Origin of the sequence: Pseudomonas sp. B15(2017), assembly GCF_002113215.1 — a bacterium.
Taxonomy (GTDB): domain Bacteria; phylum Pseudomonadota; class Gammaproteobacteria; order Pseudomonadales; family Pseudomonadaceae; genus Aquipseudomonas.
Genome location: NZ_NEJZ01000017.1, coordinates 113415 through 124768, shown reverse-complemented (window position 1 = coordinate 124768; position 11354 = coordinate 113415). Strand labels below are relative to the sequence as shown.

Sequence of the window (11354 nt, the reverse complement as noted above, 5' to 3'; positions counted from 1 at the left end):
GCTGAACGCATAAAAACCGTATCAGGGCGCGTCAGATGGCCGCAGGCAGCGCCTGGATCTGATCCGCATAAATGAACAATTCCTGAGCCTGTTTTGTTTCCGGTGGGGTTTCTACAGTGCAGCTCGTGCCAGACCGGGTGGCCTGGCAAGACTTTGCAACCGTGGAAGAATTGACCATGAGCACAGCAACAATCGGACAGGCTTATAACTACAAGGTCGTCCGCCAATTCGTCATCGCCACTGTTTTCTGGGGTGTCGTGGGCATGGCGATGGGGGTATGGATCGCCTCGCAACTGGTATGGCCGGACATGAATCTGGACTTGCCGTGGACCACCTTCGGCCGCTTGCGACCGTTGCACACCAGCCTGGTGATTTTCGGTTTCGCCGGCAGCGCGCAATTTGCCGCCAGTTATTACGCGGTGCAGCGGACCTGCCAGGTGCGGCTGTACTCAGACAAACTCGCCGCGTTCACTTTCTGGGGCTGGCAGTCAGTGATCGTGATCATGCTGGTCAGCCTGCCGATGGGCTACACCACCACCAAGGAATACGCCGAAATCGAATTCTCCGGCGCGGTCTGGATGGCTGTGGTCTGGGTTGCATACGCCATCGTGTTTTTCACCACCGTGATGCAGCGCAAGACCAAACACATCTACGTCGGCAACTGGTTCTTCGGCGCATTCATTTTGGTGATCGCCATGCTGCACGTGGTCAATCACCTGTCGATCCCGGTGGACTGGTTCAAGTCCTATCCGGTGTATTCCGGCGCCACCGACGCCATGGTGCAGTGGTGGTACGGGCACAACGCGGTGGGCTTCTTTCTGACCACCGGGTTCCTCGGGATGATGTATTACTTCGTGCCGAAACAGGTCAATCGGCCGGTGTATTCGTACCGCCTGTCAATCGTGCACTTCTGGGCGTTGATCACCCTGTACATCTGGGCAGGTCCCCACCACTTGCATTACACCGCGCTGCCGGACTGGGCGCAGTCGTTGGGGATGGCGATGTCGCTGATCCTGCTCGCGCCGAGCTGGGGCGGCATGATCAACGGGATGATGACGCTGTCCGGCGCGTGGCATCAGTTGCGCACCGACCCGATCCTGCGTTTCCTCGTCCTGTCGCTGGCGTTCTACGGCATGTCGACCTTCGAAGGCCCGATGATGGCGATCAAGACCGTCAACGCCCTCTCCCACTACACCGACTGGACCATCGGCCACGTCCACGCCGGCGCCCTCGGCTGGGTGGCGATGATCACCTTCGGCGCGACCTATCACATGGTGCCGAAAGTCTTTGGCCGCGAGCGGATGCACAGCACGCCGCTGATCAACCTGCACTTCTGGCTGGCGACCATCGGTACCGTTTTGTACATCGCTTCGATGTGGGTCAACGGGATTACCCAGGGCCTGATGTGGCGGGCGATCAACGAGGACGGCACGCTGACTTATTCGTTCGTCGAGGCGCTGCAGGCCAGCCATCCCGGGTTTGTGGTGCGGTTTGCAGGCGGGGTGTTCTTCCTCAGCGGCATGCTGCTGATGGCCTACAACGTGTGGCGCACGGTGCGGGTGGCGGATGTTGCAATTGCCCACCGTGAAGCGCAGATCGCCTGATAAAGGGAGCCGGTCATGTTCGATGTTTTCTTGAATGTGCTGGGTGTGCTGTTTCTATGGTTGGCGGTTGAGTACTGCTTGCGCCATGAAACGGCTGAAAGCCTGGATGAGGCGAGTCTGACGCCGTTTGCGGATGATCCGGAGGTGGCTCGGCGAGTTGAGATGGCTACGGGTAAAACCGTGAAGGCGGTGGCGCCGGAGGTGGCGAAGCCGGGGTGGGTCAACCTCGAAATGTGAGTTGTGTCTGGGACAGCCCCCTCACCCTTGATCGTTCCCACGTCGAGGCGTCGAACCGTCTGCGTGGGAATGCCTCAAGGGACGCTCCGCGTTCCAGCTCCGGAAGGGACGCGGAGCGTCCCGGGCTGCATTCCCACGCGGAGCGTGGGAACGATCTTTCAAACCTTTGGCGTCTGGCGCAGACGCGCCATGCTCAGGGTGTCGACCCATTGCCCGTCACGCACGGCGTAATCGCGGAACAGCCCTTCGGTTTCGAAGCCGAACTTGCGATAGAGGCCGATGGCCGCCTCGTTGTCGGCGTACACCGAAAGCTCGACGCGGTGCAGGTTCATCCAGTTGTCGGCAACGTCCAGCGCCGCCGCCATCAGTTTCGTCCCCACCCCCTTGCCTTGCCAGGCTACCGCAACACTCAGCCCGATGCTGCCGGCATGACTGCGACGAATCCGGGAAAAAGCCTCCAGCCCCAGATAACCGATCACCACCCCTTGGTGCAGTGCCACCAGTTTCAACACCCGCTCGCTGTCCGGCATCAGGCGCTGGCGCCAGATCTCGGAGGATTGAAACGGCATCTGCAACACTTGCCGCGCTAACGCCGGGTCGTTGTAGAGCGCGGTGACGCCTTCAAGATGGCATTCGTTGAAGCGTTCGAGATCAATCGCGGGGTTGTGCTCAAGCATGAACGATCCCTCCTGGATCAGTGCGTGGCCGGTCAATGTAAACCGCTTCCTCACGGATTCGCCATGCCTGTTTAAAGCCGTTGACCGAAACTTCCAGCAAGCCACAACGCCTTGCGCCATTGCCTACGCATCCGCCAGAATCCGCCGGCTTGTGTGCCTTGGGGGCCGACTCTATCGTTTCCGGGTCGCTGATGAATCAGTGATCGGGTCTCGCAGCCCGCGATCTCTAGACGCACAACACCCTCCAGTTTTATGGCGGCTGTACGTGGGAGACCCTCGGGTCTGCCGGTTCTAGAGTCCCGGTCTGCGACCCGCGTATAGCTGCCACCCCTTCGTATCGCAGCGAATCGTGGCAGCTCCATGACTCTGGAGATTCAATCATGATCAAACCAACACCCAATCCACCCGAAACCGACCCGACCTCGCCCTACGAAACCCTCGATTCCAAGAAATTCCACGAAGCCGCCGAACGCGCCCTCGATCACTACCTCAATCCGTTCCACCCCAGAAAACCGCTGCTCAAACCCAACACCCGCTACCTCATCGCCCCCGGCGTCGACAGCGAAGAACTGCTGGCCGACGCCTGCGAAACCCTGACCTCGGCCAAAACCATGGCCAGCGATTTCGCCGGGCTGGTGGACGGCTCGCATCGGCATGTGCTGCTGGGGATTGCGCAATTGATCATGCTGGGGGAACTGGCGGTGAACCGAGCGCTGGATAATCTGGAGTTGAAGACTGAGGCGCCGCTTTAATTCGATGATCGTTCCCACGTCGAGGCGTCGAACCGTCTGCGTGGGAATGCAGCCCGGCACGCTCCGCGTCCCTTCCGGAGCTGGAACGCGGAGCGTCCCTTGAGGCATTCCCACGCGGACGGTTCGACGCCTCGACGTGGGAACGATCTACGATCTGAGAAAAACTACTCAAACCACTCCTGTCGCTCATTGAACGTGCGTTGAATCAACTCCACCAAGGTCTGCACCTCCCCGACCTCCTGCGATTCACTGTTCACCGCCAACCACGCCTGCAACCGCATCGCCTCCTCAAATACCCCCGGCAACGCCACCAGCCCGCGATCAAACCGGCTCATGTACATCGGCAACAAACCAATGCATGCGCTGCACCGGATCATCTCCAGCATCAGCTCGTAGGACTGCATCTGCACCACTCCGGCCAGGCGCTGTTCGACCAGATTGTTCCAGGGCCGGAAGCTGTCGATCTGCCGGTCATGCTGCCATTGCACCAGCATGAAATCGGCAAGATCATCCGGGCTTTCTGGTCGTGCGGTCACGCGGGAGTAGCGTTTGGCGATGTGCGGCTGATATTCCAGTTGCGCGAGGCGTTGCGGTTCGCTGGTGGCGAAGGTCGGGCCGGGGTGCGGGGTTTCGCCGTGGGCGAGCCACAGCACGATGTCGGCGCTGACGGCGCGCAGGGCCAGTTCGCTGTCGAGGGCGATGATCTCAAGGCGCACGCTGGCGTTGCGGCGCAGCAGTGCGATGAGGTCGCGTCCGAGGATGTCGTGCAGGATCGATTCGGCGACCGCCAGCCTGATCAGGGGCTGCTCGATCACCGGGAGTTTGCGTTCGTGGGCCAGGGCCACCAGTTGCGCCTGCAATTGCTGGCCTTCGCGGGTCAGGCTGAGAGCGCTGCCCTGGAAGCTGAACAGCGCACATTGCAGTTGTTGTTCCAGTTGCGCCAGTTGTTTGCGCAGCAGGGTCGAGCGCACGTTGAGGCTGCGGGCGGCCTGCATGAAGCAGCCGCAACGTGCGCTGACCAGAAAGTATTGCGCGACGTCACTGTCGAGCGTCGCGGCTTGCGCCAGCCAGGGTTCATCCTTGTCCTTGGGCCAGCGAAATTCGGCGCTGCTTTGTCGTGCTGCGGGTTCGGTGAATGACATCGATGACTCCCTGTCGATCTTTGTTGTTTGCCTTTGCATAAATCCATTGTGGGAGCGAGCTTGCTCGCGAAGGCATCGGCACACGCAACATCTCATTGCCAGATACACCGCTTTCGTCGGAACGCCGCCCGGAGCAAGCTCGCTCCCACAGAGTTCAGAGGTGGATCTGAATTACAGTTTTTCCTCCAGCACTTTATTGAGCTCGGCCCCGTCGATGCTCAGCGTCGCGGTGTTGAGCATGCCGTCCAGATACGCCTGGGCGATCTGCTCCTGACGTTGAGCCCGCAAGGCCTGGGTCAGTTGATCGCGCAGTTCGTCGAGGGTCGCGATACGGGCCGGTTGCTGTTCGGTGAGTTTGATGACGTGGAAACCGGCGCTGCTTTGAACGGGATCGGACACCGCGCCAACCTTGAGTCGCGCCACGGCACCACGCACTTGCGGCACCAGTTGCTGCAACGGTTGCAGGCCGGTGTCACCGCCACGTTCAGCGGTCAGGCGGTCCTGGGAAAATTCCTTGGCCAGCGCTGCAAACTCCGCCGGGGCCGCCTGGGCTTTCTTGCTCAATTCCGTAGCCTGCTTGCGCACGGTTTCAAGATTCTGCGGCTCGTTCACCCCGAGGAAAATCTGGCTGACCCGATACAGCACCGGCGTCTGCCAGTTGGCCTTGCCCGCGTCATACGCCTGCTGCAACTCGGCGTCGCTCGGGTAATCCGCCGGCACCTGGCTCACCGACTGCAAATAGTCGCGGAACACGATCTGCTCAGTGGCGGCACGGGTTTGCCGAACCACGTCCGGACGTTGCGCCCAGCCTTGGGCGTCGGCCTGTTCCAGCACGGCTTTTTCGGCCAGGCGTGAACGTATCCAGCGCTCCAGCGCCTCACGATTGCCGCGCAGTTGTTCGCGGGTCTGGGGCGGTACGGCGGCCAGCAGCGCCTGCAATTCTTCCGGCGAAACCTGCTGATTGCCTAATCTGGCCACTGCTGGTCCATTGTTCGCCGCAATCACCGGCGCCGGTTGCTGGGCGGCGACCGGGTCATTGCCCGGCCGCACCACCAGCGCCACGGCCACCACCAACAGCGCCACCGCAGCGGCGCTGATTACCATGGCAGGTTTCGTCACAGCGCAACTTCCTCTTGCTCAACCTTTGGAGCCTGAGCGGCAGCGGCGTTCTGGGTGAAATCACGCAGGTAAACGATGAATTCCTGCAACAGGCGATCCCACAATTCCAGGTTGCCGCGCAGGTGATCGTTGCTGACGCCAGCGGCCACCACCACGTCCATTTCCATCACCAGGAACTCGCCCTGCAACGACAACCGGGCAAAGCGGCGGGTCGCGTTCCACTGCTCCGCCACACCGGCCGGCAGCTCACCCTGCACGCGCAAGGCGCAGCTGAAGGTGAAGTCGACGTAGCTGCCCTGTTCCGCCACCGCCGGGTTGCCGAAACGCAAGGCGTAACCGATGCCCTGGCTGGCGCTGAGCAACTGGACGATGCCGTTCTGTTCGGTCTGGTTGACACGATAACCGGCGGCTTGCAGCACGTCGGTCAGGGATTGCGGGGATACGTGGGAGATCAATTGAGTCATTACGTCTTCCTTGTCCATGAGTCTTTTAATCAGTGCGCAATCGCGGCTTGCGGCGCATCGAATTGAGTCTTGTACAGTTCATCGCCGAAACCCTGAGCCAGCTCATCGAACTTGACCCGGGCGCTGCCGGCGAAGGGCTGGCGAATCTTCATCACCTCGGCCACATCGATGTTTTCGTAGGCGCTGAGAATCTGCTTGGCCACGCCGTACATCTGCTGATTCTTGACCGAACATTGCTGCACTTGTGTGTCACGCTCAGTCAATTGCGCTTGAAGCTTAGACCGTTCTGCCTCTTTGGCACGGGCCAGGACCAACAGCTCTTCGTAGGCCTTCTTGAACTTGCCGGTCTGCTCGTTGCTGGCCGCGACTTGCGCCTGGGCCTGGCTGTGCAAGGTTTGCTGCTGCCCGGCCAGTTGCTCGGCAAGGCCTTTGGCCTTGGCCAGTTCAGCGGTCAATTGCTTGATTTGCGCCTGTGCTGCCTTGGCTTCGTTCTGCGCCGCCAGTTGCGCGGCGCTGGCCTGGGCCTGCTGGCTTTGCAGGGTTTGCAGTTGCTGGGTGGTGCTGCGCAATTGCGTGCGCAGGCGTTCCTCCATGCCTTCGGCGCTCGCCCCGGTGGCGATCAACATCCCGAGCCCAAGCCATAAAAAGCGGATTTTCATAACCCTCTCCCGGCGCTTAGAAGCGCGTGTTGATCTCAAGCTGCATGACGTCGATGTCGAACGGCGCACCGTACACCGCCTCGGTGCTCATCCAGCGGCCGGTGGCGTAAACGTTCTTTGCCAGGCCGTAGTTGCCGCCGAGGATATAGCCCTTGGCGTTGGTGCCGCCCAGGTGGAACGACGAGTCGTTGAAGCCATCCGGCAAGGCATCCGGCTGGATGTACTTGTAGCCGGCGAACAGGTTCCAGTCGCCCTGCTTCTTCAGCTCCAGCGCGTTGCCGAGGGTGAACTGGACCATCCACGCATTGGCGCCGCTTTCGATGTTGCCGCTGCTGTCGAGGTTGTTGACCAGTTGCCCGGCCGAACGCTTGCGCATGTCGCCTTCGTCGTAGCCGAGGTTGTGGATGTAGTTGCCCTGGCTGCGCAGTTTGAAGTCTTCCGGCAGGTCGGCGTCCCACACCACGTTGAGGTCCAGCAGGTTGAACTCGGACGCCAGGCCGACGAATTGCGGCTGCGGCGTGGTGCTCGGGTTGAGCGGGTTCGGCGTGATGTCACGCAGCAGGAACACGCTGTTGCCCTTTTGCATGAACGCTGCGCGGGTGCCGTCGCTGTCGCAGCCCGGTGCGCCGGCCCACGGTTCGCAAGGACTGGAGCGCTGGCCTTCGATGTCGTCGAAGCGGTAGTAGGCCAGCGCGCCTTTCAAGCGGTTGTTGCTGTTGATCGCCCATTTGGCGCCGATTTGCGCGCCGTACAGCCATTTGTTATCGCTTTCTTCCTTGTCGAAGCCGTTGCTGGTGGTGGTGTCGTTGGTGTAGTCCACCGGGAACGCGCCGAGGGTGCCGAACACGCCCCAGTCGCGGTTGAGCTTGTGGTCGAAGATGGCCGCCACGCCGTCGAAGTTCAGGTCGTTGGAATACAGCATGTCGGTGGACAGGAACGGGTTGGCGAAGCGGCCACCGGTCAGGGTCAGCTCATCCGACGGCTTCCAGGTCAGGTAACCCTGATCGAGCCAGATGTCCTTTTTCGAGAAGCCACCGCCGAGGTTCTGGGTGGTCGACACCGGGTTGTTGTCCGAGCCGGTGCCGATGCGGATGCCGGCGGTCCATTGCGGTGAAATCTCCGCTTTCATGCCCAGCCGGGCGCGCAGGCGGAACAGGTTTTCGCGGTCTTCGCGGGTGTTGAGCAACGGCGGCAACGCGGTGCTGCTGTTTGGATTCACGTCGTAAGGGCCGTTGTTGTTGAGCTTGGCAAAGTCGACGATTTCGTTGCTGTTGCTGCCCGAGTAGTAGCGCGATTCGTCACGCAGACGAATGTCACCGTCAAAGCTGATGCGTGACGCCCAGTCCGGGAAAGTGTTGGGCGCGGCCCAGTTTTCCTGTTTGGCGGTGGCCATGACTTCGGCCTTGACCTGATCACGGATCTGGTCGCGCACCGCCGCCGGCACGTATTGCACCCGCACATCGCCCGGTGCCGCGACCGGCCCGGCTGCCACAGCGGTGGACGCCGCAGCCTGTTTGGCCTGGGCCGCTTCGTTCTGGGCCTGGGCGATCAGCGCGTCGGCCTTGTCCTGTTTCAGAATGCCCTGCTCGACCAGCAAGCGGATCAGATTGATCGTGGCGTTCTCCGAGGGCGCTGGCGCTGCCGCGGCCTGACCGACCAGGGTCGCGATGACCATGCCGACCGCCAGGGACAATCGATTCACGTTGGAAATCATCTGCACACAACTCCTTTTCATACAGCTTTATGAATTCGGTTAACCCGGACGCCGCCCTTGCAGGGACATGCGCACAGGCAAGGTGATGGAGGCCGGTGGCCGCTCGCTTAAAGCGGGCGCGTTGCGCAGCGCGGCGAGCACTTGCGTATCGATCTCGGGGTTGCCGCTGGACTTGATCAGCTCGACCCGGGTGATCTCGCCGACACTGCTCAGCCACACATCGGCCTGCAGCGAAAACGCCAGGTTGCGCAGGTCGGGGTTCTCGCGCAGCAGCTTCTGGAAGGTGAACGCGAGGAACTGGCTGTAGGTGCCGTTGCCCAGTCGCCCACCGCCGGCGCCGGCCATGCCACCGCCCTTGCCCGCGCCGATGTTGAACGCGTCGCTGCCGCTCTGGGCGTCGCCGTCGATCTGCATCGGGTTGGCCAGGTCGTCGGCCGGCGATGGCGGTGCTTCCTCTTCAGGCTTGACCTCTTGCGGCTCCGGCGTTGGCTCGGGCTCGACGACTTTTTCCTCGACCGGGGTTTCCGGCTCCGGAGGTTTTTCCGGCGGCGGAGGTGGCGGTGGCGGCAAGGGAATGATCGTCGGCACCTTCGGCGCTTCCCGACGGATACCGCTCATGTCGTTGGCCCACTGCCACAGGAACCACGCGGCGAGCGCACCGAGGATCAGCCCGGCGCCCCACTTCACGTAGCGCAGTGGCGACTTCTTCACCGGTAAAGGCTCGATTGGCAGTTGTGCAGTCATCACTCAGCCCTGCGTCGGTTTGCCGGTAACGAGACCGACCTGGGACAGTTCGAGCCGGCGCAACAGATCCAGCACTTCGATAACCTTTTGGTATTGCACCGTGGCATCGCCGCGCACGATCACCGGGAAGTCCGGGTTCTGCGCCTTCTCGATGCGCAGGCGTTCTTCCAGCTCCGGCAGCGTCACCGGGTAGGCGTCGAGGAACACCTGGCCGCCGTCGTTGACCGAAATCGCCTTGGTCTTGGCCTCGGACAGCGACACGGCGGCGCTGGCCTTGGGCAGGTTGATCTGGATCCCGGAGACCTGCGCGGTGGCGGTGAGGATGAACATCACCAGCACCACCATCAGCACGTCCACCAGTGGCGTGATGTTGATGCTGTCCACCGCTGCATCTTCGTCATCGTCGTGGGAGGCATTTACGGACGCCATGTCAGTGCTCCTCAGGCCGGTACGGAGTGATTGGCGTGATGACCGCGCTGATGCGCCGCTTCACTGGACTGGCCTTCGCCGTGCATCTCCGCCAGACGGGTGATGAACTCGTCGACAAACACACGCATGTCGGCGCTGACTTCCTTGTTGCGAGTGATCAGGCGGTTGTAGCCAAACAGCGCCGGGATCGCGACGAACAGGCCCATGGCGGTAGCGAGCAATGCTGCCGCCATGCCTGGCGCGATGGCGTTGATGTTGACGTCACCGGCCATGGCCGTGCCGAGGAACACCACCATGATCCCCAGCACGGTGCCGAGCAGGCCGATGTACGGGCCGCCGGCGATGGCGTTGGACAGGGTCGAGAGTTTCGAACTCAGTTGCTGGTTTTCCCGGGTGCGCACGCCGTCCATGGAGCAGCGGATCGCTTCGATGGTCGCCGCCGAAACCGACGAGGTATCGGCGCCCTGCTCGCGACGGGTGCGGATCTCTTTCACCGCCACCTGATACAGGCGCCACAGCGGCGAATGTTGCAAGCGCTGGGCGAGCTGGGTGTCGTCGGCGAACATTTCCAGGCGAGTGCCGACCTTGGCGAATTGCACGCGGAAGTCTTCGTTGGCGGCGGTGACGCGGCTGAGGGTGCGGTTCTTGCGCAGCATGATGATCCACGACTGGAACATCATCAGCACCAGCACCGCGATGATCACCCAGGCATCGACCGGCACGGCGTTGAGCAGGAAACCGAGGCTGCCGAAACCGAAGCCGGACTGTTCTTCATCGACGCCGTAAGCCACCAGTTTCGACTCGGCGCCCTGGGAAGTGGCGTCAGCCAGCAACAGCGGCGCCGGACGGGCGACTTTCGACAGACGCAGCTCATCGATGGCACCCACGAACGGCTGGAAAGGACCTTCATGCAGATCAGCGCCGATGGCCATGACCGAGTTGAACGCCGGCGTCGCCTGAGCCAGTGCCGCGCCTTCGCGACCGTTGATGTACAGCGTCACTTTCGCGCCTTCGGCGGTCAGTGCGACGTGCTGCCATTGGCCGGGATTCAACGGTTGCGTGGCGACGGCGCGCTGGCCGTCGATTTCCACGAACGGTACGCCCTGATTCACACCGACCAGCAGGCTGTGGGCGCCTTCGCGACGGGCCAGAATCAGTTGCTCGCCGTTAGCCTTATCCAGTCGCAACCAGGCACTGAAGGTGAACGCGCTGCCGGCGTTGTGCTGCAGCGACGGACTGGCCGGCAACAGCAACGGCTGGCCGCTGAACTGCAAGGCCCGCCCTACTACACCGTCAATCGCGCTGCCAGTGGCGCTCTGCGCGGTGTTGCCGTAGGCGGTGGTGTCTTTTGCCGGGGTGCCGGTGGCGCCCTCGAAGTGATAGAGCGCGGTGTAATTCGGATCGAACGTGAGTTGGCCGTTGCCGGTGGCCGGGGCTTTCTGGTTGCCGTAGTACATCCAGATGTCCTGACGCTGACCGCCCTCGACATTCGGCACGTCGACCCAGATCAGCGCCATGCCCATCAGCGCGTCGAAGCTTTCGATCTGGTGGTTGAGCACGGTCTTGTCATCGGCGGCGACGAAGCGCAGGTCCGAGCCGTCCTCTTTCACGCCGTCAAATGTGAAGTTGCCGGTGTGCAGGCGCACCAGCAGCGCGGTGCGGCCAAGGGCCTGATTGATCGCGGCGCCTTGCGGCGTGGTGTCGACGGCGATCTGTTTGCGGTAGTGCCAGTCGTCCTGCCACCAGGCCTTAGCCGTGGCCGGGAGCACAAAGCCCAGGCAGATCAACAACGAAAGGAAAAGGCGCTGCATGG

12 protein-coding genes are annotated in these 11354 nt (G+C 62.0%); 3 read left to right on the top strand and 9 right to left on the bottom strand.

What is annotated here, in order from left to right:
• Positions 1 to 176 precede the first annotated feature (176 nt).
• Positions 177 to 1604 (top strand): cytochrome-c oxidase, cbb3-type subunit I, encoded by a 1428-nt coding sequence (gene ccoN, locus CAF73_RS23070; RefSeq protein WP_085703980.1) that lies wholly within the window; start codon positions 177 to 179, stop codon positions 1602 to 1604.
• Positions 1605 to 1619: 15 nt separating this feature from the next.
• Positions 1620 to 1841 carry a CcoQ/FixQ family Cbb3-type cytochrome c oxidase assembly chaperone gene (locus CAF73_RS23065; RefSeq protein WP_085703978.1) on the top strand — a complete coding sequence of 74 codons (222 nt, stop codon included), beginning with the start codon at positions 1620 to 1622 and terminating at the stop codon, positions 1839 to 1841.
• A gap of 158 nt (positions 1842 to 1999) precedes the next feature.
• Here the strand turns inward: CAF73_RS23065 and CAF73_RS23060 are convergent, their stop codons facing one another.
• A complete protein-coding gene (locus CAF73_RS23060; RefSeq protein WP_085700714.1) occupies positions 2000 to 2518 on the bottom strand; it encodes a GNAT family N-acetyltransferase in 519 nt (172 codons plus the stop codon).
• A 380-nt stretch (positions 2519 to 2898) separates the two neighbouring features.
• Here CAF73_RS23060 and CAF73_RS23055 point away from each other — a divergent pair, with 380 nt between their 5' ends.
• Positions 2899 to 3270: a DUF6124 family protein gene (locus CAF73_RS23055; protein ID WP_085703976.1), complete on the top strand. Its 372-nt coding sequence runs from the start codon at positions 2899 to 2901 to the stop codon at positions 3268 to 3270.
• 164 nt (positions 3271 to 3434) lie between these two features.
• On the opposite strand, the gene CAF73_RS23050 is transcribed toward CAF73_RS23055, so the two are convergent.
• The 8 genes from CAF73_RS23050 to CAF73_RS23015 all read right to left on the bottom strand — a co-directional run bounded on the left by CAF73_RS23050 (position 3435) and on the right by CAF73_RS23015 (position 11352).
• Complete coding sequence (locus CAF73_RS23050; protein ID WP_085703974.1) at positions 3435 to 4412, bottom strand: LysR family transcriptional regulator; 978 nt, start codon at positions 4410 to 4412, stop codon at positions 3435 to 3437.
• Positions 4413 to 4583: 171 nt separating this feature from the next.
• Positions 4584 to 5516 (bottom strand): peptidylprolyl isomerase, encoded by a 933-nt coding sequence (locus CAF73_RS23045; protein WP_371918980.1) that lies wholly within the window; start codon positions 5514 to 5516, stop codon positions 4584 to 4586.
• An 11-nt stretch (positions 5517 to 5527) separates the two neighbouring features.
• Positions 5528 to 5995 carry a YbjN domain-containing protein gene (locus CAF73_RS23040; RefSeq protein WP_085703970.1) on the bottom strand — a complete coding sequence of 156 codons (468 nt, stop codon included), beginning with the start codon at positions 5993 to 5995 and terminating at the stop codon, positions 5528 to 5530.
• Positions 5996 to 6024: 29 nt separating this feature from the next.
• Entirely contained in the window at positions 6025 to 6654 is a 630-nt protein-coding gene (locus CAF73_RS23035) for a DNA repair protein (protein WP_085700719.1), read from the bottom strand.
• A 16-nt stretch (positions 6655 to 6670) separates the two neighbouring features.
• Positions 6671 to 8368, bottom strand: coding sequence for a putative porin (locus CAF73_RS23030; protein WP_085703969.1), 1698 nt, complete (start codon positions 8366 to 8368; stop codon positions 6671 to 6673).
• A 39-nt stretch (positions 8369 to 8407) separates the two neighbouring features.
• Positions 8408 to 9112, bottom strand: coding sequence for an energy transducer TonB (locus tag CAF73_RS23025; RefSeq protein ID WP_085700721.1), 705 nt, complete (start codon positions 9110 to 9112; stop codon positions 8408 to 8410).
• A gap of 3 nt (positions 9113 to 9115) precedes the next feature.
• Positions 9116 to 9541: a biopolymer transporter ExbD gene (locus tag CAF73_RS23020; protein ID WP_007955109.1), complete on the bottom strand. Its 426-nt coding sequence runs from the start codon at positions 9539 to 9541 to the stop codon at positions 9116 to 9118.
• Between the two features lie 11 nt (positions 9542 to 9552).
• A complete protein-coding gene (locus CAF73_RS23015; RefSeq protein ID WP_085703967.1) occupies positions 9553 to 11352 on the bottom strand; it encodes a DUF2341 domain-containing protein in 1800 nt (599 codons plus the stop codon).
• Between the last annotated feature and the right edge of the window lie 2 nt (positions 11353 to 11354).

What these genes read in the sequence shown, in the direction of transcription:
- ccoN (WP_085703980.1), top strand. Translation starts at nt 177, where the DNA reads ATGAGCACAGCAACAATCGGACAGGCTTATAACTACAAGGTCGTCCGC.
- CAF73_RS23065 (WP_085703978.1), top strand. Translation starts at nt 1,620, where the DNA reads ATGTTCGATGTTTTCTTGAATGTGCTGGGTGTGCTGTTTCTATGGTTG.
- CAF73_RS23060 (WP_085700714.1), bottom strand. Translation starts at nt 2,518, where the DNA reads ATGCTTGAGCACAACCCCGCGATTGATCTCGAACGCTTCAACGAATGC.
- CAF73_RS23055 (WP_085703976.1), top strand. Translation starts at nt 2,899, where the DNA reads ATGATCAAACCAACACCCAATCCACCCGAAACCGACCCGACCTCGCCC.
- CAF73_RS23050 (WP_085703974.1), bottom strand. Translation starts at nt 4,412, where the DNA reads ATGTCATTCACCGAACCCGCAGCACGACAAAGCAGCGCCGAATTTCGC.
- CAF73_RS23045 (WP_371918980.1), bottom strand. Translation starts at nt 5,516, where the DNA reads ATGGTAATCAGCGCCGCTGCGGTGGCGCTGTTGGTGGTGGCCGTGGCG.
- CAF73_RS23040 (WP_085703970.1), bottom strand. Translation starts at nt 5,995, where the DNA reads ATGACTCAATTGATCTCCCACGTATCCCCGCAATCCCTGACCGACGTG.
- CAF73_RS23035 (WP_085700719.1), bottom strand. Translation starts at nt 6,654, where the DNA reads ATGAAAATCCGCTTTTTATGGCTTGGGCTCGGGATGTTGATCGCCACC.
- CAF73_RS23030 (WP_085703969.1), bottom strand. Translation starts at nt 8,368, where the DNA reads ATGATTTCCAACGTGAATCGATTGTCCCTGGCGGTCGGCATGGTCATC.
- CAF73_RS23025 (WP_085700721.1), bottom strand. Translation starts at nt 9,112, where the DNA reads ATGACTGCACAACTGCCAATCGAGCCTTTACCGGTGAAGAAGTCGCCA.
- CAF73_RS23020 (WP_007955109.1), bottom strand. Translation starts at nt 9,541, where the DNA reads ATGGCGTCCGTAAATGCCTCCCACGACGATGACGAAGATGCAGCGGTG.
- CAF73_RS23015 (WP_085703967.1), bottom strand. Translation starts at nt 11,352, where the DNA reads ATGCAGCGCCTTTTCCTTTCGTTGTTGATCTGCCTGGGCTTTGTGCTC.